Annotated in this window: 25 protein-coding genes and 1 pseudogene; 10 read left to right on the plus strand and 16 right to left on the minus strand. The window is 44.5% G+C overall.

Going from position 1 to position 23,874, the window contains the following annotated elements; genetic code table 11:
* Positions 1-102: 102 nt before the first annotated feature.
* Together ACRQ5D_RS00990 and ACRQ5D_RS00995 are read right to left on the minus strand one after the other, a co-directional pair.
* Positions 103-516 (minus strand): 1-aminocyclopropane-1-carboxylate deaminase/D-cysteine desulfhydrase, encoded by a 414-nt coding sequence (locus tag ACRQ5D_RS00990; RefSeq protein ID WP_432329678.1) that lies wholly within the window; start codon positions 514-516, stop codon positions 103-105.
* Positions 501-974, minus strand: coding sequence for a pyridoxal-phosphate dependent enzyme (locus ACRQ5D_RS00995; protein WP_432328346.1), 474 nt, complete (start codon positions 972-974; stop codon positions 501-503). The genes ACRQ5D_RS00990 and ACRQ5D_RS00995 overlap by 16 nt, the downstream gene beginning before the upstream one ends.
* Before the next feature lie 75 nt (positions 975-1,049).
* Here ACRQ5D_RS00995 and ACRQ5D_RS01000 point away from each other — a divergent pair, with 75 nt between their 5' ends.
* Together ACRQ5D_RS01000 and ACRQ5D_RS01005 are read left to right on the plus strand one after the other, a co-directional pair.
* Positions 1,050-2,084: an RluA family pseudouridine synthase gene (locus tag ACRQ5D_RS01000; RefSeq protein WP_091175303.1), complete on the plus strand. Its 1,035-nt coding sequence runs from the start codon at positions 1,050-1,052 to the stop codon at positions 2,082-2,084.
* Positions 2,085-2,159: 75 nt separating this feature from the next.
* Complete coding sequence (locus tag ACRQ5D_RS01005) at positions 2,160-2,996, plus strand: aminotransferase class IV (RefSeq protein ID WP_091175305.1); 837 nt, start codon at positions 2,160-2,162, stop codon at positions 2,994-2,996.
* 119 nt (positions 2,997-3,115) lie between these two features.
* Here the strand turns inward: ACRQ5D_RS01005 and ACRQ5D_RS01010 are convergent, their stop codons facing one another.
* The 3 genes from ACRQ5D_RS01010 to ACRQ5D_RS01020 all read right to left on the minus strand — a co-directional run bounded on the left by ACRQ5D_RS01010 (position 3,116) and on the right by ACRQ5D_RS01020 (position 5,002).
* Positions 3,116-3,925, minus strand: a complete 810-nt coding sequence (locus ACRQ5D_RS01010) for an N-acetylmuramoyl-L-alanine amidase family protein (protein ID WP_091175307.1) — start codon at positions 3,923-3,925, stop codon at positions 3,116-3,118.
* Positions 3,922-4,368, minus strand: coding sequence for a Fur family transcriptional regulator (locus ACRQ5D_RS01015; RefSeq protein ID WP_091175311.1), 447 nt, complete (start codon positions 4,366-4,368; stop codon positions 3,922-3,924). Before ACRQ5D_RS01015 ends, ACRQ5D_RS01010 begins: the two co-directional genes overlap by 4 nt.
* A gap of 214 nt (positions 4,369-4,582) precedes the next feature.
* Complete coding sequence (locus tag ACRQ5D_RS01020; RefSeq protein ID WP_091175313.1) at positions 4,583-5,002, minus strand: MerC domain-containing protein; 420 nt, start codon at positions 5,000-5,002, stop codon at positions 4,583-4,585.
* Positions 5,003-5,147: 145 nt separating this feature from the next.
* Between ACRQ5D_RS01020 and ACRQ5D_RS01025 the strand changes: the two genes are divergently transcribed.
* Positions 5,148-5,786: a sphingomyelin synthase family protein gene (locus tag ACRQ5D_RS01025; protein WP_256337555.1), complete on the plus strand. Its 639-nt coding sequence runs from the start codon at positions 5,148-5,150 to the stop codon at positions 5,784-5,786.
* Between the two features lie 19 nt (positions 5,787-5,805).
* On the opposite strand, the gene ACRQ5D_RS01030 is transcribed toward ACRQ5D_RS01025, so the two are convergent.
* Positions 5,806-7,320: a gluconokinase gene (locus ACRQ5D_RS01030; protein ID WP_256337557.1), complete on the minus strand. Its 1,515-nt coding sequence runs from the start codon at positions 7,318-7,320 to the stop codon at positions 5,806-5,808.
* Between the two features lie 213 nt (positions 7,321-7,533).
* Here ACRQ5D_RS01030 and rhaT point away from each other — a divergent pair.
* The 5 genes and pseudogenes from rhaT (at position 7,534) to ACRQ5D_RS01055 (ending at position 14,691) form a co-directional block, all read left to right on the plus strand.
* A pseudogene (gene rhaT / locus ACRQ5D_RS01035) lies at positions 7,534-8,669 on the plus strand (L-rhamnose/proton symporter RhaT).
* A gap of 33 nt (positions 8,670-8,702) precedes the next feature.
* Positions 8,703-10,823, plus strand: a complete 2,121-nt coding sequence (locus ACRQ5D_RS01040; RefSeq protein ID WP_091175320.1) for a bifunctional aldolase/short-chain dehydrogenase — start codon at positions 8,703-8,705, stop codon at positions 10,821-10,823.
* A gap of 173 nt (positions 10,824-10,996) precedes the next feature.
* Positions 10,997-12,271, plus strand: coding sequence for a sugar isomerase (locus tag ACRQ5D_RS01045; RefSeq protein ID WP_091175323.1), 1,275 nt, complete (start codon positions 10,997-10,999; stop codon positions 12,269-12,271).
* Between the two features lie 4 nt (positions 12,272-12,275).
* Positions 12,276-13,664, plus strand: coding sequence for an FGGY-family carbohydrate kinase (locus ACRQ5D_RS01050; protein WP_091175325.1), 1,389 nt, complete (start codon positions 12,276-12,278; stop codon positions 13,662-13,664).
* Positions 13,665-13,908: 244 nt separating this feature from the next.
* Positions 13,909-14,691 (plus strand): polysaccharide deacetylase family protein, encoded by a 783-nt coding sequence (locus tag ACRQ5D_RS01055; protein ID WP_091175327.1) that lies wholly within the window; start codon positions 13,909-13,911, stop codon positions 14,689-14,691.
* A 60-nt stretch (positions 14,692-14,751) separates the two neighbouring features.
* Here ACRQ5D_RS01055 and ACRQ5D_RS01060 read toward each other — a convergent pair whose 3' ends face one another.
* A complete protein-coding gene (locus tag ACRQ5D_RS01060; RefSeq protein WP_091175330.1) occupies positions 14,752-15,603 on the minus strand; it encodes an alpha/beta hydrolase in 852 nt (283 codons plus the stop codon).
* 302 nt (positions 15,604-15,905) lie between these two features.
* Positions 15,906-16,139: a hypothetical protein gene (locus ACRQ5D_RS01065; RefSeq protein ID WP_091175333.1), complete on the minus strand. Its 234-nt coding sequence runs from the start codon at positions 16,137-16,139 to the stop codon at positions 15,906-15,908.
* A gap of 127 nt (positions 16,140-16,266) precedes the next feature.
* Between ACRQ5D_RS01065 and ACRQ5D_RS01070 the strand changes: the two genes are divergently transcribed.
* Complete coding sequence (locus ACRQ5D_RS01070; protein ID WP_189549506.1) at positions 16,267-17,157, plus strand: IS1595 family transposase; 891 nt, start codon at positions 16,267-16,269, stop codon at positions 17,155-17,157.
* Between the two features lie 225 nt (positions 17,158-17,382).
* On the opposite strand, the gene ACRQ5D_RS01075 is transcribed toward ACRQ5D_RS01070, so the two are convergent.
* The 5 genes from ACRQ5D_RS01075 to ACRQ5D_RS01095 all read right to left on the minus strand — a co-directional run bounded on the left by ACRQ5D_RS01075 (position 17,383) and on the right by ACRQ5D_RS01095 (position 20,655).
* Positions 17,383-18,228: a ThuA domain-containing protein gene (locus ACRQ5D_RS01075; protein WP_218134398.1), complete on the minus strand. Its 846-nt coding sequence runs from the start codon at positions 18,226-18,228 to the stop codon at positions 17,383-17,385.
* A gap of 159 nt (positions 18,229-18,387) precedes the next feature.
* Positions 18,388-18,798 carry a hypothetical protein gene (locus ACRQ5D_RS01080; RefSeq protein WP_091166894.1) on the minus strand — a complete coding sequence of 137 codons (411 nt, stop codon included), beginning with the start codon at positions 18,796-18,798 and terminating at the stop codon, positions 18,388-18,390.
* Between the two features lie 192 nt (positions 18,799-18,990).
* Positions 18,991-19,365: a DUF3037 domain-containing protein gene (locus ACRQ5D_RS01085; protein WP_090528220.1), complete on the minus strand. Its 375-nt coding sequence runs from the start codon at positions 19,363-19,365 to the stop codon at positions 18,991-18,993.
* Positions 19,352-20,149: a HipA family kinase gene (locus ACRQ5D_RS01090; protein ID WP_091166892.1), complete on the minus strand. Its 798-nt coding sequence runs from the start codon at positions 20,147-20,149 to the stop codon at positions 19,352-19,354. The genes ACRQ5D_RS01085 and ACRQ5D_RS01090 overlap by 14 nt, the downstream gene beginning before the upstream one ends.
* A gap of 26 nt (positions 20,150-20,175) precedes the next feature.
* A complete protein-coding gene (locus ACRQ5D_RS01095) occupies positions 20,176-20,655 on the minus strand; it encodes a lipocalin family protein (protein WP_091166890.1) in 480 nt (159 codons plus the stop codon).
* 239 nt (positions 20,656-20,894) lie between these two features.
* Between ACRQ5D_RS01095 and ACRQ5D_RS01100 the strand changes: the two genes are divergently transcribed.
* Positions 20,895-21,392, plus strand: a complete 498-nt coding sequence (locus tag ACRQ5D_RS01100; RefSeq protein WP_091166888.1) for a DinB family protein — start codon at positions 20,895-20,897, stop codon at positions 21,390-21,392.
* 81 nt (positions 21,393-21,473) lie between these two features.
* On the opposite strand, the gene ACRQ5D_RS01105 is transcribed toward ACRQ5D_RS01100, so the two are convergent.
* The 3 genes from ACRQ5D_RS01105 to ACRQ5D_RS01115 form a co-directional block, all read right to left on the minus strand.
* Complete coding sequence (locus ACRQ5D_RS01105; protein WP_091166886.1) at positions 21,474-21,680, minus strand: hypothetical protein; 207 nt, start codon at positions 21,678-21,680, stop codon at positions 21,474-21,476.
* A gap of 522 nt (positions 21,681-22,202) precedes the next feature.
* Positions 22,203-23,036, minus strand: a complete 834-nt coding sequence (locus ACRQ5D_RS01110; protein ID WP_091166884.1) for an amidohydrolase family protein — start codon at positions 23,034-23,036, stop codon at positions 22,203-22,205.
* Positions 23,023-23,874, minus strand: a complete 852-nt coding sequence (locus ACRQ5D_RS01115; RefSeq protein ID WP_091166882.1) for a fumarylacetoacetate hydrolase family protein — start codon at positions 23,872-23,874, stop codon at positions 23,023-23,025. The genes ACRQ5D_RS01110 and ACRQ5D_RS01115 overlap by 14 nt, the downstream gene beginning before the upstream one ends.

Genomic DNA, 23,874 nt, shown 5'->3' on the forward strand with positions numbered 1-23,874 from the left:
GGACGCATTTGTGAAATTAGGGCTATTTAATTCCAATTCGCGAAAATTCGACCTCATTCGTGTAATTAGTGTTGATTAATTAGTGTTGATTAAACTTTTCTTTCATCCCCAATAATCCCCAAATCCCCCGCTGTGAATAGCCAGGATTTTACTGCCGGGTTTAAAATGCCCTTTGCTTATTAAATCATACAGTGCATACATCATTTTACCGGTGTATACAGGTTCTATCAATATCCCTGTTGTTGCTACAAATTGTTTAATGAAACTGATAAGCTCGTCATTCGCTTTGCCATAGCCTCCAAAGTGGTAATCGGTATGTATGTTATAATCTGTCTGGGCTGTTAAGAACCGGCCTATCTCCTCTTTAATAAAACCACCGTTTTTAAATACCGGAACCGCGTTGAACTTTGTTTTAAGCTGATGACCATTTAATCCGTTAATGATACCTGCCGCTGTTGTACCTGTACCGCAGGCGCAAAAGATATAGTCATAGCTTTCTGTTAACTCGTTAACCAGTTCGCTGCAGCCTTTGGCACCTTCGGCAGATGCCCCCCTTCGTCAATAAAAAAAGCCTGTTCATCATTACCAAAATACTGATTGAACAGTGCAAGTTTATCACGATAGCTGTTACGATCGGTAAACTGCAGTTCCATACCATGCAGGTGGCATAAAAACAGGGTATCATTATCAACTTCCTCTCCCCTTACAATACCCGTTGATTTAAAGCCAAACTTTGCAGCAGCCGCAGCTGTAGCCATCAGGTGGTTTGAATAAGCTCCGCCAAACGTTACGAGGTGTGTTTTGCCTTCGGCTTGAGCCTGTTTAAGCACATATTTAAGCTTGCGCCATTTATTGCCCGATATCATTGGATGGATGAGATCATCGCGCTTGATGAAAACTTTTACGCCGTGGCTATCAAACAATGAGCTGTTGATTTGCTGTACCGGGCTAAAAATTTCAAGATCGATGTTCATAAAATAATACGACGTTAATGCTATTGCAATATTACGTTTAACCTACCACAAAAAACGATTACTTTTGCGCCTCAAATGGCACACGAACCCGAACTTATTGAGCAGGAAGAACAGGACTTGTATGAACACTTACGCGTAGTGGTTGACAAGGGCCAGTCGCTTTTGCGGATTGATAAATTTTTGATGCACCGCGTGGAGAATGCTTCGCGCAACCGTATTCAAAATGCTATTGAGCTGGGCAATGTGCTGGTGAACGATAAACCTATCAAATCAAGCTATAAGGTAAAACCGCTTGATGTGATCTCGGTAGTGCTGCCACACCCTCCGCGCGATACAGAAGTATATCCCGAAAACATCCCCATCAATATTATTTATGAGGATGATGATGTATTGGTGGTTGACAAAGAAGCCGGTATGGTGGTACATCCCGGTTATAACAATTATACGGGTACACTGGTTAATGCGCTGGTTTACCATTTTCAGCAATTGCCAACCTTACCGGGCAACGATGGCAGGCCGGGGTTGGTACACCGCATTGACAAGGATACTTCAGGCCTGCTGCTTATCAGCAAAAATGAGCGTGCCATGAACTGGTTGGCTAAGCAGTTTTTTGAGCATACCATCACCCGTAAATATATAGCGCTTGCCTGGGGCGATTTACCGGAAGACGGCACCGTTACCGGCTATATTGGCCGTAGTGTTGCCGACAGGCGGGTAATGTCGATATATGATGACCCCGAAAAAGGAAAATGGTCTGTAACGCACTATAAAGTTTTAGAGCGAATGGGTTACGTTACCCTGATTGAATGCCAGCTGGAAACCGGCCGTACCCATCAAATCAGGGCGCACATGAAGCATATCGGTCACCCCCTGTTTAGCGACGCCACTTACGGCGGTGATAAAATTTTAAAGGGCACCATGTTCAGCAAGTACAAACAGTTTGTTGAAAATTGTTTTGAGCTGATGCCACGGCAAGCCCTGCATGCACAAACACTGGGCTTTTTACATCCTACATTAAAAAAGCAGGTGCATTTTGAATCGCCGCTGCCGGCTGATTTTGAGGCCGTACTTGCAAAATGGCGAAAGTACAGCGATACAGATACGAAATAACAGACGTTAGATAGAAGAGCAACAACACCCGGTAATTATTAACAACACGATTAAATTATAATATCTATCCGTCCTATGATGCCCGTATTCATCAATTTTAACGGCGAATATCTCCCTCAAAACACACCATTGCTTACCATTGGTAACAGGGGCTTTAAATATGGCGATGGCCTGTTTGAAAGCATGCGACTAATGAAAGGGAAATTGAAATTTGCCGAACTGCATGCCGACCGGCTACAGCGGGGCATGAAAGCCCTTAAAATTGATGGTTATTCGCAAATGGATACCTGGTTCCTGAACGAAATAGTTAGTGAGCTTGCCCGCCGAAATAAAGTTAAACACGGCAGGCTGCGCCTGACAGTTTACCGCGATGCCGAAGGCTTTTATACCCCTACTCAAAATAAAATGGGTTATTGCCTGGAGCTAACCCCATCCGAAGAGCCCAGGTATTTTTTGAATGAGAAGGGCTTGATCATGGATGTGTTTACGGAACTGCCTAAACCGTCCAACTATCTGTCGAACATTAAAACATGCAACTCGCTTATTTATGTAATGGCGGGTTTGTATAAAACCCAAAACAAGCTGGATGATGTTTTTCTGTTGAACCAAAGCGGTAACCTGTGCGAAGCCAGCAGTTCCAATATTTTCATCAATTACCAAAATCATTTATATACCCCGGCGTTAAGCGAGGGCTGCGTTGAAGGTGTAATGCGCCAGGTAGTGATCAAACTGGCAAAAGAAAACAACATTGATATCACCGAAGCCCAGATCAATCCTGATATTTTATACGAGGCCGATGAAGTATTTTTAACCAACGCCACCCGCGGTATCCAAACCGTTATGGGTTTTGGGGTAAGGCGCTATTTTAATCAGTACAGCAAGGTACTGATGGATGAGTTGAATAAACTATAAGCTAAACATATTTTAATAAGAAACGTCATTTCGACGGACCAGCGAGGGGCAGAGCGCCGGATTGAGGCGAAAATCCTATAACCCATGTAACGGAAGGCTGGGCTTTCAGCTTTAGCTTTTTATGCCCCTATTGCCTTCCTGTAATTTCGAAGTGCCCTGATGATTGTCATTACAATTTCGTGCTGCCCTTCGTCCGAATTAAGGTACTCCTCCTCTTCGGGGTTATTAATGAAACCGGTTTCTATCAATACAGCAGGCATCGCGCTATGGGCCAGCACCAATACCCCCTGTTCTTTCACACCATTACTTTCGCGGCCATCTACCCCGGTAAACTCATCGTCAAGCAGATCACCAAAACGGATACTTTGCTTACGGTATTTTTGAATATAAGCATTCAGTACGATCAGGTTTGAAGGATCGCTTTCATCATAGCTCTCGTAGTTCTGCTTGTAATCCTTTTCCTGAAAAATAGAAGCATTTTCGCGTACGGCCTCTTCCTGCTCCTTAAGGCGGTGGAAACCGTATACCAGCATCAGTACACCTTTTTGCTTGTGTGCACGTGCGGCAGTGCCCTCGGGCGATGAATTGCAGTGAATGGAAATAAACAGGTTGCCATGGTTTTGATTAGCAATAGCCGAGCGCTGGTTTAGCGGGATAAAGGTATCATCGGTACGGGTAAGGATAGCGTTAACATCAGTAATGGCCGTATCAAGAGCTGCCTTGAGCTTCAGGGCTATGGACAGTGTTACATTTTTCTCAAACGAATGTGAACCACGTGCCCCGGCATCCTTACCGCCATGCCCGGCATCAATAACAACCGTTTTAAACCTAAAAGTTGTAACAGCAGGTATAGTATCTTTTTGCTGCGCGAATGAATTTTGAAACAGGAACACCAGGATGATCATCCCGGGCAAAGCGACGTATTTCATTTTTTCACCGCCTTTTTACTGCACCTGGGGCATAAGCCATGAGCATACAGGGTAAAGCCATGCGACTCAAATCCCGCAGGGAGATCTATAGCGGGCAGGTTCATATCATTAAGGCAATACACATTTTTGCACTGGGTACAATTAAAATGCAGGTGTTCATCATGGTGATCATGCTCATTACAACTTGATGAGCAAAGGGCATAATTAGCCGTACCGTTTAAATCAAATATCTTATGGATGATCCCTTTTTCTTCAAAAGCATTAAGGATCCGGTAAAGGGTAACCCTGTCAATATCATGCATCAGGTTCTCCAGGTCGGGCTGCGAGGTAGCGGAATGTCTTGACGACATCATAGATAAAACCCGCAGCCTGGGCGCAGTTTTTTTCAGGTGATGTTTATCAAGCAGGTGCTCAAAATGATGTATATCGCGGGTTTGTGTCATGTATCAATTGGGTAATAATTATAAGGCCGCTAATTTAATAATGGTACGTATAATATACGCCATTAGTTGCCGGCTTTTATAACGGTATTTTTTATCGGCTTAGTATGACGGTTTGATACAGCCGGGGCACCATGCTTTTCATGATTACAAGCCGGACTCAAAAAGCAGTTGAACAGCAAAAATGCATAAAAGAATTTCCTGTGGCGCTTATCCATTACTCAACCTTTTCAAGTTTATATGTTTTATGATCATGATTGCAGGCACCGGTATACCTATAATTTATATAATGCGCGGCGGCTATCAGCAAGCCCCCAACAGGAACTATCATAGCCTCGTATTTTCCTGTTGTTGTAAACGCGTGCCCTCCCATGATGATAACAAAACCTGATACAAGCATAAATAGTGGAACTGAACGGCGATGCGTACGCCGGTAAGATAAGCCTATAGAATACACTCCTATCACCAGGGCGAAAATGATCATCCCCCACTCTACCCAGGCGTTAGCCAAAAACCCGAGGCCCACCAACGGCAAACTGGTAAACAACAAAGGCACTACCGCACAATGGATAGCACAAAGCGTTGAAGCAGTGATACCAATATTATCCAACCGGGGTGAAAGCTTTTGAAAATCCATGCCGCAAATATAAACAAGTTAATGCAACACAATTGCATTTGTTTTCACTATCCATATCTACATCTATTAAATTAACAAATACCTGACAATTACTTAATATTAACCAGCAAACTGTATTTTTGCAGGCTTTATAAAAAAACATAGATTGAATTTAGCCTCCATTTATCATATAAAACAGCTTTGGCAGAGCGCCTATGATACCCAGGCCAGCAGGCTCAAGTTACTGGGCGCCACTATGGTCATAGTCATCATCATTAACCTGCTACCGTCTTTTTTCAAGTATATTGAAAAAAGGCAGGACGGGGTTGTACTTAATGATTGGGTATTGGCCCATTTACCCTCTTACGATCTTTCAGTCCCGATTTTTATACTCATCTGGAGCATGGGCATGCTGATGATGTGGCGGGCGCTTTATAACCCGAGGATATGTATCACTTATATCTGGACACTTAATTTTGTATGTATTGCCCGGTTTATTACCATCGGCCTGGTCAAGCTCAATCCGCCAGTGGGCCTTGTTCCGCTTATTGACCCAAGCACAAGCGTGTTTTACGGGCATACGTTTATCACCAAAGACCTGTTTTTTTCGGGCCACACAGCAACCATGGTACTTGTGTACCTCCACCTGCAAAAGCGAACAGATAAACTGATCGCCCTGGCCTGTGCAATTGTATTGGTAGTATTACTGTTGATACAGCATATTCATTATACTATTGATGTAGTGGCCGCGCCATTTTTTGTATATGGTTGCTGGAGATTGGTTAAATGGCTGGGGCTGGAATGATGACTTTTTTAATCAGTCTTCACTCCCATCCATCCACCAAATGCATGCTGTCCTTTAAATCACCGTACAGCTTTTTAAATACAGGGAACATCCTGCTATAAACCTCATGGTTTTTAGCACTTGGTTCGATAAAATCCTGCTGTTCAACACGGGTAAGCTTGTCATAACTTTCAGGATATAATACCCGTGCCGCGAGATAAATAGCGCCGAGCGCCGATGAATCTTCAGACTGAAGCACTGCGAGCCTTTTCCCGGTGATATCTGCCAGTACCTGTGTCCATACTGCCGAGCTGGTAAAACCACCACTGATATTAACTTGTATAATCCCGCCCGATGCATCTTCCAATGTTTTAAGCACATCGTTCAGTGCAAAGCAAATGCCTTCAAGCCCCGCACGTAAAAAGTGCGACCGGGTATGTGCCGGCTTGATATTAAAAAAGGTGCCGCAGGCTTTGGTATCCCAGAGCGGGGCGCGTTCACCGTACAGGTAGGGTAAAAATATAAGCCCGTTGCTGCCGGCAGGCATTGTTGCTATCTCATTAAATAAAGCGTCATAATCAGCAGCGGTAAGGTTATCCTTTTGCAAAAAGTTTTTGAGCAGCCAGTTTACCGCTATACCTCCGTTATTTACTGCTCCGCCGCATACATAAGTCTGCTCATCAAGCAGGTAATTAAAAACCATGGCTTCGTAATTGTAAACCGGCTTCGGGCTGGTAATGCGCACCGCGCCGCTGGTGCCTATAGTAAGCGCCGCTACATCCGGGCCGGTTGTGTGGCTGCCTAAATTAGCACAGGCTCCATCACTTGCCCCTATAACAAACGGGGTACCGGCATTTATCCCGGTTAACACAGCTACTTCGGGTCTGATACTGTTCCGGTAATAAGTGGTATTAACCGGGGTTGATAATTTTGAAGCCGTGATACCGGTGAGTGTAAGAGCCTCATCATTCCATTCTTTCGTTACAATATTAAACATTCCCGCAGCCGACGCAATGGAATAATCAACCTCAAAAACACCAAAAAGCCTGAACCAGATAAACTCCTTTATCGAAATGAATTTATGGGCGGCTTCAAAGATCTTACTTTGATTATCACGCAGCCACAGCAACTTATTTAAGGGCGACATGGCATGGATCGCAGTGCCGCAGTTATGATAAAGGCGTTCACCTTTTTCCGTTGCACGCAATGCCTGCGCGATGTTCTCGCTCCGCGCATCTGCCCAGGTCATCATAGGCAGCAGTGCTTCGCCATGCTCATCAACCGGAATAATACTATGCATGGCGCTGCTCAGGCTCACGGCCTGCGGGGCGGCGCCCAATTTAGCAGTAATACCAGCAAGGCATTTTACAAAAGCGTCCCAAATCAACAGCGGATTCTGTTCGCTGTAACCGGGTTCGGGGCTATTAATGGGGTAATGATTGGATACTGTACCTAATGGTTCACCCGTTAAACTTACCGCTACGGCCTTTGTACTGCCGGTGCCAATATCAATACCTAAAATATATGCCTGCATGGAGATGTATTTGATTGCCAAAATAATAAACAGAACCGGGATTTGGGGGGATTTTTAGGATTAAGGGATTTCTTTAACAGTTTAGCGTAAAACTGCTTATGAAATCCTGTCCATCCCATTAATCCTTAAAATCCCGGTTAAGACGAAATTACGGTTACATCCATGACAGCAAAGGACAGTTCAGGCATTTAAATTATCTACATTAGCCATACCAATATAAACCAATCAGAGAATATGCAAGTAATTTTAGGGGTCATCTTCCATTTTATCGGTGGCTTTGCTTCGGGGAGTTTTTACATCCCCTACAAAAAAATAAAAGGCTGGGCCTGGGAAAGCTACTGGATAGTAGGCGGCATTTTTTCATGGCTCATTGTACCACCGCTGGCAGCATGGCTTACTATTCCCGGCTTTGCCGACATTATAAGCCATACAGCTACAGCTACCCTTGGCTGGACGTACCTTATGGGACTGCTGTGGGGCATTGGTGGTTTAACATATGGATTAGGGGTACGTTACTTGGGAGTATCGCTGGGTAGCACCATTATACTGGGCTTATGCTCAGTTTTTGGATCGATAATTCCATCGGTGTATTATGACCTTTTCCCGAAAGAGGGGAAAGATACTTTTACGCTGATGATGCACAGCGAATGGGGGCAGATGGTTTTATTGGGCATTGTGCTTTGTGTAGTGGGCATTATTATATGCGGTAAAGCAGGTATGATGAAAGAGAAAGAACTGTCGGCCGATAAAACCATAGCCCAGGAGAATAAAGATTACCGCTTTGGTTTAGGTATACTGGTGGCCGTAGTTTCGGGGATCCTGAGCGCTTGTTTCAACTTCGGTATTGAAGCCGGGAAACCAATGGCCGATACCGCTAACCAGATCTGGCAGGCGGCGCATCCGGGACAAGGTAACTTCCTGTTTTCAAACAATGTAACCTATATTATTATATTATGGGGCGGTTTAACCACTAACTTTATATGGTGTATGGTGCTAAATGCCCGCAATAAAACGTTTGATAATTATACCGATAAAAAAACACCCCTCCTTAAAAACTACCTGTTTGCGGCACTGGCCGGCACGACCTGGTTTTTACAGTTCTTTTTTACGGTATGGGCGAAAGCAAAATGGGGAATGGCGCCAGCTCCTGGATCCTGCACATGGCTTTCATTATCCTGATAGCTAATACGTGGGGCCTGGTACTTAAAGAGTGGAAAGGCGTAAGTAAAAAAGCATTCGCAACGGTAATAGCCGGTATAGCGGTAATTGTAATATCGGTACTGGTTGTGGGATATGGGAATAAGATAAAACCCGAAAAACCGACGGTAAAAGCCGAATTAAATAAGCCAACGATAAAAACAAATCAATAATTCATTAACTCAATAATTCAACAATTAAAATATATGTCGTCGAAAACAACTGAATTTAAACACGTAAGCTATTTGTGGGATGAAGCAAAAGCCGCCGAACTGGCGGGCGATGAAGTAGCCCTGCTCATATACCGCTCCAACCTTTTGGGTGCCGATCTGCGCCTTACCAACTATGGTGGTGGTAACACATCATGCAAGTTGATGAGTAAAGATCCACTCACCGGCAACGATGTTGAGGTAATGTGGATCAAAGGCTCAGGCGGTGATATTGGCACGTTGAAAAAGAGCGGCTTGGCTGCCCTTTATGTTGATCGTTTACGCAGCCTGAAAAACATCTATCGCGGGGTTGAATTTGAAGATGAAATGGTTGAGTTGTTTAATCACTGCATCTACGATCTTAACTCGAAAGCACCATCTATTGATACGCCGCTTCACGGCTTCCTGCCATTCAAACACATCGATCACCTGCACCCGGATGCTGCCATCGCTATTGCTGCCGCAAAAGACGGTAAGAAAATAACCCAGGAGCTTTTTAACGGTACCATCGGCTGGGTTGAATGGAAAAAACCAGGCTTTGAATTAGGCTTGCAATTAAAACAATGTTTGGATGAAAACCCAGGCATCCGCGGTATTATGTTAGGTTCGCATGGTTTATTCACCTGGGGCGATACAGCTTACGAAAGCTACATGAATACGCTCGAGGTTATTGAGCGCTGTGCCGAATATCTTGAAGAAAACTACGGAAAAAAAGGCCCTGTTTTCGGTGGCCAAAAAGTGGAAAGCCTTGACGAGACCGGCCGTAAAAAACAGGCTGCTGCCCTTGCACCGGTATTGCGCGGTTTTTGTTCAAGCTACAGGCACATGGTTGGTCATTTTACGGATGATGCCCGCGTATTGGAGTTCATCAACTCCAATGATCTTGACCGTTTAGCACCATTAGGCACCAGCTGCCCGGATCATTTCCTTCGCACCAAGATCAGTCCGCTGGTACTTGACCTTGCACCGGGCGAAGACCTGAGCGATGTTACCGCGTTAAAAGCACGTTTGGCTCCTGCCTTTGAGGCTTACCGCCAAATGTATACCGACTATTACAATACCTGCAAGCATGATAACAGCCCGGCTATCAGGGATACCAACCCGGTTATCATCCTGTATCCGGGTGTAGGCTTGTTCTCTTTTTCAAAAGATAAACAAACCGCCCGCGTTGCCGCCGAGTTTTATACCAACGCCATCAACGTAATGAAAGGTGCTGAAGCAATTTCGGAATACACTTCTCTCCCGCGCCAGGAAGCGTTTGATATTGAGTACTGGTTATTGGAAGAAGCTAAATTACAGCGCATGCCTAAGCCAAAAGCTTTATCAGGTAAAATTGCCCTGATCACCGGTAGTGCTGGTGGTATAGGTAAAGCTATCGCCAAAAAATTTGTTGATGAAGGCGCTGTAGTTATTCTGAATGATATGAACGCCGAGCGTTTGGAAGGCGCAGGTGAAGAGTTTAAAAAACAATACGGCAAAGATTCATACACCACAGCCGTACTTGACGTAACCAAAGCCGACCAGATCAACGAAGCACTTGAAATTGCAGCCTTAGCTTTCGGCGGTGTGGATATAGTGGTAAATAATGCCGGTTTATCTATCTCTAAATCAATTGCCGACCATACTGAAAAAGACTGGGACTTATTGTACGATGTATTGGTTAAAGGCCAGTTCTTTATTACTCAGGCGGCAGTTGCTGTGATGAAAAAACAAGACATTGGCGGCGACATTATCAACATTGTAAGCAAAAACGCCTTAGTGAGCGGACCGAACAACGCCGGCTACGGCTCGGCAAAATCGGCCCAGTTACACCTGAGCAGACTGAACGCGGCCGAGCTTGGTACCGACAAGATCCGTGTGAACGTAGTTAACCCGGATGCCGTAATCAGCGACAGCAACATTTGGGCCGGCGGATGGGCCGAAGGCCGTGCTAAAGCTTACGGCGTTACCGTGGATGAACTGCCTGCTTACTATGCAAAACGCACATTATTGAACGAGGTAATACTACCTGCCGATATTGCTAATGCCTGCTTTGCCTTTACCGGCGGCCTGCTCAACAAATCAACCGGTAACGTGTTGAATGTTGATGGCGGCGTGGCGATGGCGTTTGTGCGATAGTTACAGTAACCCATGTCATTGCGAGCGATAGCGTGGCAATCGCACGGAAGCATGACCACCATGCGTAGCCACTCTGTATAGCATGCGATTGCTTCGTTCCTCGCAATGACATATTTATAAATTTTGCAAGTTCAAGCGTCAAACTTGAACTTGCTTTATAACCAATACCAATTATGCAGTTAGAAAAATATAAAATTGATGAAGCCAATCATCAGCAACTGAAAGATCACCAGCGCAAGTTTGATTTTGTTGCCGGTGACGTAAAAAACCTGGATACTATCCTGCAAAAACTGATTGATTTTAATATTGCTATACCAAGCTGGGCTTTAGGTACCGGCGGTACACGTTTCGGCAGGTTTTCGGGCGGTGGTGAGCCCCGCAGCCTGGAAGAAAAAATTGAAGACGTGGGCTTGATCCATGCACTTAACCGTAGCAGCAACTCTATATCATTACATATTCCCTGGGATATCCCATCCAATGCCTCAGCTATCAAAGCCCATGCGGCACAATTGGGTTTGCATTTTGACGCGGTTAACTCAAATACCTTCCAGGATCAGCCTAATCAGGAATTGAGCTACAAATTTGGCTCATTGCACCATGTAGATAAAGCGGTACGCAAACAGGCTATTGCCCACAATATTGAGGTGATCAAATACGGTGTTGAGCTTGATTCAAAAGCATTATCTGTTTGGCTGTCGGACGGATCGAACTTCCCCGGTCAGTTGAATATGCGCGGCGCGTTTGAACGCACTTTAGAAAGCTTGCAGGAAATTTATGAGGCCTTGCCCGATGACTGGAAAGTTTGGGTTGAGTATAAACCTTATGAGCCTAACTTCTACTCAACCACTATTGGCGATTGGGGTCAATCTTACCTGCTATCATCAAAACTGGGCCAAAAAGCGCAGACATTAGTTGATCTTGGTCATCACTTACAGGGCGTAAACATTGAGCAGATAGTTTCATTACTGCTGATGGAAGGCAAGCTGGCCGGTTTCCACTTTAACGATTCAAAATATGGTGATGATGACCTTACCGTTGGCAGCATCAACCCATACCAGTTGTTCCTGATCTTTAACGAACTGGTTGAAGGTATGGACGCCCGCGGCATGACACACGCCACTTCTATAGGCTGGATGATCGATGCTTCACACAATGTAAAAGATCCGATTGAGGACCTGCTACAATCAGTAGAAGCCATTAAGATAGCCTATGCACAGGCATTGTTAGTAGATACTCCAGCATTGGTACAGGCACAACAGGATAATGATGTAGTACTTGCCCAGGAAATATTGCAGCAGGCTTACCGCACCGACGTCCGTTCGTTATTGGCCGAAGCACGCTTAAGAGCAGGCGGCGCGTTAAACCCGCTGGCTGTTTACAGGCAGCAAACTATCAGGCAGCAACTGATAAACGAAAGAGGAGCTAAAGCAGTATCAACCGGATTGTAAGCCTATGGAGCCGATACCTGTTATAGCCGTTTTTGATGTGGGTAAAACCAACAAGAAGCTGTTCCTGTTCGATGAAAACTACAAGATAGTTTTTGAACGTACAGCCCGTTTCCTGGAAACCCACGACGAAGATGGCGACGCATGTGAAAACCTCGACAGCCTCAGGTTATCGGTGTTTGATTCATTGCGCGAAATTTTTAAGCATAAGGAGTTTGATCTTAAGGCGGTCAACTTTTCAACTTACGGCGCCAGCTTTGTTTATGTTGATGAACACGGCAAGCCGCTTACCCCACTTTATAATTACCTTAAGCCATATCCGCCTGAACTGGGCAGGCAGTTTTATGAAAACTATGGCGACGAAGCCAGGTTTGCTTTAGAGACCGCCTCGCCGGTTTTGGGCAACCTTAATTCGGGATTGCAGTTATACAGGCTTAAATATCAACAGCCCGAAGTGTTTAAGCGGATAAAGTATGCCTTACACCTACCCCAGTATATGAGCTATCTTATCAGCGGGCAAATGGTGAGCGACTTAACCAGTATCGGCTGCCACACTGCTCTTTGGGATTTTGCTAAGAACACCTATCACAACTGGCTTAATGCTGAAGGGATTCTGCCCAAAATGGCACCTCTGCATCCCGCGGATAGTGTGCTTCCGGCCGAGTTTCCGGGCAGTACTTACAAGGTTGGTATTGGGTTGCACGATAGTTCGGCAGCGCTGATCCCTTACCTGGTAAGCTTTAATATGCCTTTTGTGCTGATCTCTACAGGTACCTGGTCAATCAGTCTTAACCCTTTTAACCAAACACCGCTTACGGCTGATGAGCTGAAGCATGATTGTCTTAACTACCTGCAATACAAAGGCAGCCCGGTGAAAGCCTCACGCTTGTTTACGGGTTATGAATATGAGCAGCAAGTAAAAAGAATAGCCGCCCACTTTAACCAGGACGAGATCAGGTATCGTACCATAAATTATGATCCTGCAATTGCAGCCCGGCTAAATAATCAACCCTCATTACAGGCCGACGAAAATGAAGGCCAGTTACAGAAATCGGCATTTGAGCAGCGCGACTTAAACATTTTTGCCGATGATGTTGAAGCTTACCACCAACTCATGATTGATATTATTGCCCAGCAAACCATCTCAACCAATTATGTTTTAAACGGCTGTAAGGTAAAACGCATTTTTGTAGATGGCGGCTTCAGTAAAAACAGCGTTTTCATGCACCTGCTGGCGTTGGCCTTCCCTCATTTGGAAGTTTACGCCGCGTCGATGGCACAGGCAACTGCCGTAGGTACGGCATTGGCTATTCATCATGCCTGGAATACCAAAACACTACCGCATGACCTGATCGAGCTGAAATATTATTCGGGGGTGCAGAGCGAGGTTGTATAGCTCTATTTCGGTAAAAACCGATGTCATTTCGAACGAATGGCGGGGGGCCAAAGGTTGGGGTGAGGAGAAATCCTATACGGCATGCATTTAGGCTCAACAAGGTGTACAAGATTTCTCTTTCGCGCCCGCACACCATCCGTTCCAGCTCTATCGAAATGACATTTTTATAAACGAAACTCTTATTTAAAAATCCGGTTATCGACCGGATTTTTTTATTTTAGGGCAACCAATCAATAACCCTCTCATGAAAAGATTCGCTTTGTTTCTGTTATTGCTCAATTTTGCATTTATTGCCAATGCCCAACAAGCTAAGCATAAAAAAGCCATTATTGTGCTTACTTATGACGACGGCATCAATTCACAGTTAAACATAGCCATACCACAGCTCGATTCTGCACACCTTACCGCCACCTTCTTTTTAATGGGCAACATGACCGAAGCTACCTTGCCGCGCTGGCGCGAGGTAGGCAAAAAAGGTTATGAACTGGCCAATCACACTTTATATCACCCTTGCCTGCTCACTAATGTAAAAGCTAATCCGGCTAACAATTCGGCTATTTATACACCGTACATGATGCTGCGCGAGATCAATGAAATGAACACGCTGCTTTTTGCTGTTGATGGAAAAACAGGCAGCCGAACCTATGCATATCCATGTACCGAGGTTGAAGTTGGCGGCGTGAACTATGTTGATACCCTGCGTAAAGCAGGCCTCGCAAAATACGCCCGTATAGGCGGCGGACCGGATGCTGTGATCACTGATTTTAAAAACCTCGACCCGTTAAAAGTGCCCTCATGGGGCGTAACAGGCAACCCGGTAACCGGCGATGCCCTGATAGATTTTGTAAAGAAAGTACAACAAAGCGGCGGACTGGGCATCTTCATGTTTCACGGCGTAGGCGGCGATTATTTGGTTACACCCGCAGATGCGCACAGGAAGCTGTTAGCATATTTAAAGGCACACCGAAACGAAATTGAAGTGACAACTTTTATGAAAGCCATGGATGAGGTGATGGCCGCTAAATAGTTTTATAAAAGCTAAAAGCAGAAGGCTAAAAGCTTAAAGCCAAATTACTATATATAAAAATTAAGCTATCAGACTAACGAGATCTGATATAACAAGCTCATCTTTAATAACGCGTTCATGACCGGGGCCCTGGTATACTTTGGTCTCAACTTCGGGATGAGCGATAAGGAAGTTTTCCAGGAATGCGAAGGGTGCAATTTTATCTTCCGGGTCATAGGCTAACCAATGCCTCCTGACCAAACCGCCAGGATATAAATTATGGAGTGTAAAATGCGAAGCCTCCATATCAAACAATGACTCAAAATTAGTAAAGAATTGATCCTGTAAACCAGGAGCTACATCGGCCGCGTTCAGGCTGGCTATAAAATTCTCTTTCAGATTGATTAGCGGGGCAATGCTGATGAGCAAGGCAGGCTGAATAGCTGTTTCCTTAATAGCGATGGCATTGGCCATTGCCCCTAACGAGTGACCGATGAGCACATCGGGTGCGCCAAAGGTTTTGATTACCGTAGTCGCAGCTTTGGCAAAGAGCAGGAGGTTTGACAGCTCTCCTTCCGAGCTGCCGTTACCCGGTGCATCGAAAGCTATTACCTGCATATCATCAACACTTTTTAAAGCTGTGATGAGCTCGGCAAAGTCGGCGGCTTTTGAGCCCCAGCCGTGGGTGATAAGTATTTTGCGTTTCCCCTCTCCCCAGGTAAACCCCTTGAACTTTAAAGTAGATTTGGCAAAATGAGGATCGTCTACTTCAAGCGTAAAAGGTTTGGCTTCATCAAGCAAAAGTTGCTGCTGCAGGCGTACCGGCATTTTGGGCGAATAACAGATCAATTGCCATAGCAAACTGATCATATCAGGCGCCCCGGCGCCGTTAAGAGATTTTACCTGGTTAAATACCGTTTTTAACTTTTTCATAAGCGACGCAGGATTTCGTCGGCAAAATAAGCAAAAGCGCCTTTAAAATATACCAATAGGTATTTTATTTACATTGTCCCGACGAAGCCTTGCATTCCAATTGTAACAAAACGCATGTCCCAAATTTTTGATTCCCCATAAAAATTTAAAAATCCTCCCGGCGTTCTTTTTCCGGAAAACTGGAGTGTTCCAAATTCTGAATGTAAAAACGCGGGACACCTATTTTATGAAACACGTTGATGTTCAATACTTTAATCATTTACCTGAAACATCATTAAAATACTGATAATCAACACTTAAAACTATAAAGAGTTTAAAATACTTTTTTTCGAAAGATTAAAACGGCGACATTTAAAAGTGTAATTTTTGCTGATTTTTAGGATTTTTTTGAGAAAAAACCAAATGGCGGCTTTGCCTGTCTTGCATACTGACAAGGTAGCGACACCATTTTTATGGTCTGTTTTTCCGATAGTTTTTTGCGCCGGAATACGCAGGATTTTCTGCCTGTGACCGGGAGCGATAGCCGCTCCATCCATGACCATGTTCAGGCGTGGACGCCATAACCATTACCTAAGGGATTAATTTAGCGTAAGCGCTTTAAAATCCCCTCTTGAGAGAGTAATAGCCCATGAAAAGGCAGGAATAATTTGTATATTTATGATAATGAATATCATAGAGACGATTAAGCGTTTTCCAGATCAGTCCAGTTGCATAGACTATCTTGAAGGATTAAGATGGCAAGGATTGCCAGAATGCCCGTATTGCAACAGCAAACGGAGCAGCAAGCGCCAGGAAAGCCAACGGCATATTTGCAATAGCTGTAACCGCAGCTATAGCGTTTTGGTCGGCACTGTTTTCGAGGGCACCAAACTTCCTTTGCCGCAATGGTTTTTGGCTATTTCATTAATGCTGAATGCGAAAAAGGGGTTATCTGCACGTCAGTTAAGCAGGGATCTGGGATGCAATCGTAAGACAGGCTGGTATTTGCAGATGCGGATACGGGAAGCCATGCGGGACGGCGGGGATGGCGGTTTGTTTAAGGGTATTGTTGAGGTAGATGAGACTTATTTAGGTGGTAAAAAAGCCAATCACTCAAAGAAAAAGCGGCAGGAAAGGCGCGATAATAATTTGCAGGTCACCGGCATGCAGGATAAACAGCCCGTGATTGGGTTATTGGAGCGGGATGGCCGTCTAAAGCTTCAGGTCATAGATAAGGCACATGGGAAAACGCTCAAACCCATTGTTGAACAATCAGTGAGCACAGATGCTACTATTGTAACGGACGGCTTTGGTGGATATGCCGGTTTAAATAAAATATTCCGTGAACATCAGGTATTAAACAAGGAAAAAGAAGAGTATGCCCGGGGAGAGTATCACACCAATACGATTGAGGGCTTTTGGACATTGTTAAAACGGGGGATATATGGTCAATACCATAAAGTATCGCTCAGACATTTGCAATCATACCTGAATGAGTTCACATTTAAATATAACAATAGAGGCAATAACCAGGTGTTTAACTTTTTAATTAACAAAATGGCTACTGCCTCTTGATGGGCTATTACTCTTGAGAGGGGGCGCGGTGGGAAAGAGCGGGAGCAGGGGGTGTGTTATACAAGCGATAAGCCCCACGTAGAATAACACACCCCTCCGCCCCTCTCAAGAGGGGAATCGCACATTCCCCCACTTTTGAAGAGTTTTTTTCTTAGGTTACGGTTCAGGGCGTGGACGCCTAAACCCACGTAAAAATAAAACTTCTGCTTCAGTGGGCTGGTGACACTACTTTCCTCTGCCTAACCAAAGCAGCGAGTTGATGATCAGTTTATCAACATCGGCATTTTCAAAAGTTTGCGATAACTCTTTGTTGGTGCCGCCGTCATAGTCCATATCATTATGGCCTATGTTGAAATAAACCATGCGGTAATTTTTATTAGTCCAGGCTACGGGGTAGTAACCGCTATGCCAGATCTCGTGTTGCTTTGGGCCTGTACCCAAGGGAAAACTTGTTGAATCAACCGCAAGCAGGATATCGATATCCGGATTTTTGCGGAGATCGTGTTCCCAGCGGTACCATTCGTTAGGGTTTGTTTTAAAAATGGTGGGCAGGCCTTTGATTACCGGATGATTAGCATCCTCAACTCTTAAAATCGCCGAAGTTGGGTGCCAGGTATTGCTCACATATTGTCCCGAACCAAGGAACTCGTTATGGTACCAGTCCCAGTTTTGCGGAAAGTCCGAGGGCGTAAGCGCGAAGGCCGAAAAATGAAACCCCATCCAGGCGCCGCCCTTTTTCATATACTGTTCAAAAGCTGCACGCTGTTCGGGGTTATCAGTGCGGGTGTCTAAAAATATTACTAACTGGTATTTGGCCAAAAACTCCGGGTTCATATTTGCCCAGTTGTTGGTGCTGTCGTAGGTAAAATTGTACTTTTCAGCCATTTTAGGAAACCAGCGATTAGCCTCGTGCACAAAGCTGATATGCGCCAGGTCGCTCCGGCCGGTATAAAAGGCTATTACTTTGAATTTTTTATGGCTTTGGGCATGGGCGCTGCTTACACAAAAAAATGCCATGCAAAGCACGATGGCAAACAGTATTACTTTCCTGATATTGATTTGATAGATCATAAAAATCCCCGTGGTTATAATTGTGATATAAAAATAAGGGATTTACAGGGTCGGCGTTAGTAAAAGTGGGGGGTGAGAGGTGATGTAGGGGGGATTAGAAGTTGATGACAACACTGTAACACTGTCGCGGCGGGTTAACACAAATACTGCCGTACATAATTAATCTATAGCGATTGGCACCGCATCCATAACGCATGGTTGTCTGTAAACGTCAATTTTATAATATGTTTTTTTACCTTGCTTTAAAGCAGGATAGTTGATGTTAAAAATTCTTTGATGATTTAAAAATACACTTCCTATATAAAAGTTGACTAAGGAATCACTCTGTGCAGATTTTAGTATCGACTTGTAATTTTCCTCATCAACCATCAAACAAGTATCAGGAAAGGTTCGTGTTCCATAACCGTTGATCTTTAGGTTTGCCGAATCGGTCTTATTAACAGAAGTGGCTTGTAAAACAGATATGAAGATTTCATTGAGCACTATCCTTCCATCATAACCATTATTGAGTTTTAGTATGTCCAAAGCTTTATTAAGTTCGGCTTCAAAAGTCGCTGTGGCGGAATGCATTTGTATAGGAGTGGTATCATAAACAAAGTTCCAATAGCTTCCCTCCTTGCGCTCGTTTGCAACGAGCGCTTAATATGGTTTGGCGATTGTATCGCCTGTGCGTTATAAACGCAAACCCAGCTACGCACTCGTTACAAACGAGCGCGAGTTTCTTGTCTTCCCCTTTGCCTGTGTCCTCACGGGCAAATATCATCACAACACCATCTGCTCAAACAACCTGTTCAGCGTAGCCTCCGCATCAGCGGTCATGCCCGGATGCACTTTGGATGCCTGCACCACCGTACTGCGTGTAGCCGTAAGCCAACGGAAGCGTGATGGCTGATCTAACTGAGCTATTGGCCCTGCATCTTTTTCGCCATTACAGATCCGCTCAAGCGAATTAATATTTTCCTTCAGGCAATCCAGGTCAAGGTCACCGCAAAAGGCAGCTAACCTTGCATCATCAGCCTTGAACAATACTTTTAAAAATTTTTGTTTGGGACAAAACAGGATCACCCCTATATTGATAAACTCTTCGCGCTCCACCCTTGGTACAACGCGGATTATGGCGTACTCAAATACCTGCATATAGGGCTTGTTTTGCGGCGTTAACCAATACATCTGAAGCGGTCAGCCGGGTTATTAAAAACTCGGCATATATATTCCGCACTTCTTCAGGCGTTTCTTCAAAATCGCGGTAGGTGATCCACTCGTCGGGGATCAAGCCCACAATATCACGGATCTTTTCGGGCGTTAGGATTGCTTTAAATTCAGCATCAACCGTATCCAGTTGGTTGGCGCGGGGCAGCAGCACATGGTCTTTCACCTGTAAAAACGGGCGGGTAGCCATTTCCTGCCAGTTATTCCATGAGTGATGGAAATACAGCGCGGCGCCGTTATCAATCATCCACAATTCTTTATGCCATATCAGCATATTGGTATTACGGGCGGTGCGGTCTACATTGGTAAGCAAACAATCGAACCAAACTATTTGCGAAGCCAGTTTGCCATCAACAATAGTTACCGCCGGATCGAAAGTAATAGCGCCCGACAAATAATGCAGCGCCAGGTTAAGCCCTACACTAAACTTCAGCAGGTCCTGGATCTCTTCATCAGCCTCCGAACGGCCGAAGGCTTCATCTAAATTGGCAAATACCAGCTCAGGGACCTTGAAACCTAACAGGCGTGCTATTTCGCAGCCAATAAGTTCGGCAATGAGGGCTTTTACCCCCTGGCCTGCCCCACGGAATTTCAGTACATATAAAAATTCGTCATCAGCTTCGGCAATGGCCGGTAATGACCCGCCCTCGCGCAAAGGCGTTACGTAACGGATCACGTTAACGGTGCGGAGCTGTGGTGGTGTGTAACTCATAGCTGCAAATTTATTCAATACTTACATTACTGCCTGGTGTAGTAAGTATTTTGTGTGAAGCTTTTATTTTTTCCATCCTCTACATACGGCGGAACTTCATAGTATAAACCAAGAGTAGCTGAGTTCACTTTTATTATTTTAAATACCCTATCAGGTAGCCTGCTTTTTGTTTTGTCGTTATAATCTGTTACTGTATCGTTTGTAAGCGTTAACGTTCTACCGGAAATACTGAAGTTGAACTTTTCATAAGTAAATAAATTGTTCGTACTTGTTCCGGTGCCATCTTTATTAAATTGTTTAAATTGTATTAAAGGATAATTTGCAATAGTATCATAGCCAGTGCGTATTCCATCTGTATAATCTATTTCGGCTATTGAAGTGGCTTTCCAATTGCCAATAATAAGAGTTGTTACAGGAATATCTTTGGACTGATCATTTTTTTCTTTCTTGCAGGATGCGATAGCCAACGCTAAAATTGCCGGCAACAACAGGTTTTGTTTCTTCATTTGTTATAAGGTTTTACGAAGTTAATATTTAATCAGCAAAACCACTCATGGAAAAATCTCAAGTACCTATCATCAGGGTATATTAACAGAGCGGGTAATGAACCCTATCCACCAACAACATCCTGCCAATCCTAAAAATCACGGTTCAGAAAAATAATATTACCCTCCCCGGTCCCTGCTGACATAGGGCTGTCATTACCCCTTTGTTATTTTACATCATAAAACAAACAACAACACTTATGGACACTTTGAAATCGTTATTGCAGGAGATGGAGCAGGAAGCTCAAACCACCGAAAAAATGCTGAGCCGCATCCCCGACGATAAATACCAGTGGAAGCCGCACCCTAAAAGCATGACCATTGAACAGCTCTCGACCCACATTGCTGAATTACCTACCTGGGTTACTATTACCTTAAATACCGACGAACTGGATTTTGCCACTGTACCTTACGAGCCTAAAAAAGTGAGCGGCACTGCCGATTTGCTGAAGTTGTTTGAGGATTCATTGGCCGATGGCTATTCGAGCCTGCAAAAAGCTGACGTTAGTACGTTTGATAAAATCTGGACGCTCCGTAATGGCGAACAGATCCTTAATCAGCGGACAAAAGCAGAAGTGATCAGGATGACTTACTGCCAGATTGTACACCACAGGGCACAGTTGGGAGTTTATTTACGTTTACTGGATATCCCGATACCGGGCAGCTACGGCCCAAGTGCCGATGAGCAGGGCTTCTGAAAAAACAGGAGTAATAAGATCAGTTTTTAAATACAAAAGCAAAGCAGGCAAAAGTGTGCTTTGCTTTTGTATGTTTTGCACTCAACTACGGTGCTTTGACAGCTTGCCTGTGTTTATTTCTTCAAGGAAGCCATTTTCATTAATAGCATATCGGGCCTCAGAGGTATCGGTATCTATCTTATAATTAACGGTCTTTACTTTTTTGTTCCTGATCTTTTTGCCAAATATGAACATCGGCAAAATGAAAACCGCAAGCAGGACTACAACTTGTAACAGGGTTGTGTACATAACGTCTAACATAAAAATTTAAGTCTGATTGGTACCCATATAACGTTATCGGGAGAGAAATGGTTCGCCTTTTTAATGTTATTTTATACCCATCATGTGTACATACAGCTAAATGTGTGCCATACTTATATCTGACGCTCTGTGTTACCGTAATATTACATTTATGCTGACATTTAATTGATTTATAATTAAATGCACTAAACACTGCGCTATCATATTGATAATAGAGCCTATCGTTTTGAAATAAATAATATACAGCACAGTTTAGTGATTTTAGTACAGTGGCGAAGTATCGTAAAAACGCGGAATTTGATGAGATTATGGAACGTGAAATGAATAAAAAGAATTGTCATTTCGACGAAGGCGGGCAGGGAGATAGTGATGGCGTGAGGAGAAATCTTATGCGCCCTGTCCCGAACATGCGTTCTTGTTAGTCGTATAAGATTTCTCTTTCGCCCCCGGCGCTCAGCGCCCCAATGCTCTATCGAAATGACATTTTAGGTACTTTTAAGTATCTGGAATTTACCCTAAACCGTAAAAAGCAGCCGCGTTCCCACCAAAAAACAATTCCTTTTCTGCAGCTGATAGTCTTTCAGCATACAGGTCCATTACCTCCATTGTTTTTTCATAGCCTCCGGCCAGGAGGCACACTGGCCAGTCGGAGCCGAACAATACCCGGTTGATACCGAAAGCGTTGAATACAATATCGATATAAGGGATAAAATCAGCTGCGGGAGTGTTGTCCCAGTCCGCCTCGGTGAGCAGGGCCGATACCTTGCAGGATACATTGGGATAGCTTGCCAGCTTTTCGATATCCTGTTTCCAGCCATCTATTTTCCCGGCTTTGATGTAGGGCTTGGCCATGTGGTCGAGCACAAACTTTTGATCCGGAAATTCAGCTGCCAATTGCGCGGCATACGGCAAATGGTTAGGGAAGATGAGGATATCATAAGTGTATCCGTGTTTGCCCAAAGCGGCGATGCCTTTTTTAAATTGCGGATCAAGCATATATTGCTCATCGGGCTCCGACTGCAGAATATGCCGGAAGCCTTTAAGCTTTTCGTATTTCTTAAAATGATGCAGGCGGTCTTCCAGATCATCGGCTTTCAAATCTATCCAGCCTACTACCCCTTTGATGAAGGGATTAACGGATGCCAGATCTAACAGAAATTCCGTTTCCTTTTCCGACTGATCGGCCTGGACGGCGACACTGCCATCCATGCCGTGTTTTTGCAGTACAGGTAACAGGTCTTCGGGATAAAAATCCCGCCCTATTACCTGCATGTCTTCAGTGATCCAGCTGTCCCTTACCGGGTTGTATTGCCAGAAATGCTGATGTGCATCAATTTTTAGCATAAGCTATCAGGTTTTGTTTTGATTCACCCAGGCCTTCAATACCTAATTCTACCACGTCGCCCGCTTTTAAGTAGATCGGCGGCTTCATTCCTAATCCAACACCTGCAGGTGTACCTGTCGATATAATATCGCCCGGCAGCAGGGTCATGAACTGGCTGGTATACGAGATCAGGTGCGGCAGGTTAAATATAAAGTTTGAGGTAGTACCGTCCTGCATGGTTTCGCCGTTAACTTTTAACCATAGGCGCAGGTTATGCGGATCAGCAATTTCATCAGGTGTAGCTAAAAACGGACCAAGCGGCGCAAAGGTGTCGCAGCCTTTACCTTTATCCCAGGTACCATTACGCTCCAGTTGGAACTCACGCTCGCTTACGTCATTGTGCAGTACGTAACCGGCCACATAATCCATAGCCTCAGCTTCTTCCACATACGATGCTTTTTTCCCGATAACCACAGCAAGTTCCACTTCCCAATCGGTTTTTACGGAGTTTTTAGGGATCATGATATCATCAAACGGACCAACAATAGCGGTGGTAGCTTTCATAAAGATCACCGGCTCAGGCGGCAGCGGTGCATTGGTTTCTTTGGCATGGTCGGCATAGTTAAGACCAATACAAACCAGTTTTGAAGGGCGCACGATAGGGCTTCCTAAGCGTACATCATCGGCAACTTCGGGCAGTAAATTATCCTGTACAAAAGCGGTAAGGCGGTTGATGCCATCTGTTTCAAAAAACTGTTCGGTGTAATCTTCGCCAAAGGCCGATACATCATATCTTTTATCGTTCTGTATAATTCCCGGCTTCTCTTTCCCAATCTCGCCAAATCGTATAAGTTTCAT

The organism is Mucilaginibacter sp. P25 (assembly GCF_050859465.1).
GTDB classification, from domain to species: domain Bacteria; phylum Bacteroidota; class Bacteroidia; order Sphingobacteriales; family Sphingobacteriaceae; genus Mucilaginibacter; species Mucilaginibacter gossypii.

Excerpts from the sequence above, each read along its gene's own strand:
- ACRQ5D_RS01020 (WP_091175313.1), bottom strand. The coding sequence starts at position 5,002 with ATGGATTTTCAAAAGCTTTCACCCCGGTTGGATAATATTGGTATCACT.
- ACRQ5D_RS01045 (WP_091175323.1), top strand. The coding sequence starts at position 10,997 with ATGCAGTTAGAAAAATATAAAATTGATGAAGCCAATCATCAGCAACTG.
- ACRQ5D_RS01040 (WP_091175320.1), top strand. The coding sequence starts at position 8,703 with ATGTCGTCGAAAACAACTGAATTTAAACACGTAAGCTATTTGTGGGAT.
- ACRQ5D_RS01095 (WP_091166890.1), bottom strand. The coding sequence starts at position 20,655 with ATGAAGAAACAAAACCTGTTGTTGCCGGCAATTTTAGCGTTGGCTATC.
- ACRQ5D_RS01085 (WP_090528220.1), bottom strand. The coding sequence starts at position 19,365 with ATGCAGGTATTTGAGTACGCCATAATCCGCGTTGTACCAAGGGTGGAG.
- ACRQ5D_RS01115 (WP_091166882.1), bottom strand. The coding sequence starts at position 23,874 with ATGAAACTTATACGATTTGGCGAGATTGGGAAAGAGAAGCCGGGAATT.
- ACRQ5D_RS01000 (WP_091175303.1), top strand. The coding sequence starts at position 1,050 with ATGGCACACGAACCCGAACTTATTGAGCAGGAAGAACAGGACTTGTAT.
- ACRQ5D_RS01080 (WP_091166894.1), bottom strand. The coding sequence starts at position 18,798 with ATGCATTCCGCCACAGCGACTTTTGAAGCCGAACTTAATAAAGCTTTG.
- ACRQ5D_RS01050 (WP_091175325.1), top strand. The coding sequence starts at position 12,276 with ATGGAGCCGATACCTGTTATAGCCGTTTTTGATGTGGGTAAAACCAAC.
- ACRQ5D_RS01010 (WP_091175307.1), bottom strand. The coding sequence starts at position 3,925 with ATGAAATACGTCGCTTTGCCCGGGATGATCATCCTGGTGTTCCTGTTT.
- ACRQ5D_RS00995 (WP_432328346.1), bottom strand. The coding sequence starts at position 974 with ATGAACATCGATCTTGAAATTTTTAGCCCGGTACAGCAAATCAACAGC.
- ACRQ5D_RS01090 (WP_091166892.1), bottom strand. The coding sequence starts at position 20,149 with ATGAGTTACACACCACCACAGCTCCGCACCGTTAACGTGATCCGTTAC.
- ACRQ5D_RS01065 (WP_091175333.1), bottom strand. The coding sequence starts at position 16,139 with ATGGATGGAGCGGCTATCGCTCCCGGTCACAGGCAGAAAATCCTGCGT.
- ACRQ5D_RS01100 (WP_091166888.1), top strand. The coding sequence starts at position 20,895 with ATGGACACTTTGAAATCGTTATTGCAGGAGATGGAGCAGGAAGCTCAA.
- ACRQ5D_RS01055 (WP_091175327.1), top strand. The coding sequence starts at position 13,909 with ATGAAAAGATTCGCTTTGTTTCTGTTATTGCTCAATTTTGCATTTATT.
- ACRQ5D_RS01005 (WP_091175305.1), top strand. The coding sequence starts at position 2,160 with ATGATGCCCGTATTCATCAATTTTAACGGCGAATATCTCCCTCAAAAC.
- ACRQ5D_RS01060 (WP_091175330.1), bottom strand. The coding sequence starts at position 15,603 with ATGAAAAAGTTAAAAACGGTATTTAACCAGGTAAAATCTCTTAACGGC.
- ACRQ5D_RS01110 (WP_091166884.1), bottom strand. The coding sequence starts at position 23,036 with ATGCTAAAAATTGATGCACATCAGCATTTCTGGCAATACAACCCGGTA.
- ACRQ5D_RS01075 (WP_218134398.1), bottom strand. The coding sequence starts at position 18,228 with ATGATCTATCAAATCAATATCAGGAAAGTAATACTGTTTGCCATCGTG.
- ACRQ5D_RS01015 (WP_091175311.1), bottom strand. The coding sequence starts at position 4,368 with ATGACACAAACCCGCGATATACATCATTTTGAGCACCTGCTTGATAAA.
- ACRQ5D_RS01070 (WP_189549506.1), top strand. The coding sequence starts at position 16,267 with ATGAATATCATAGAGACGATTAAGCGTTTTCCAGATCAGTCCAGTTGC.
- ACRQ5D_RS01105 (WP_091166886.1), bottom strand. The coding sequence starts at position 21,680 with ATGTACACAACCCTGTTACAAGTTGTAGTCCTGCTTGCGGTTTTCATT.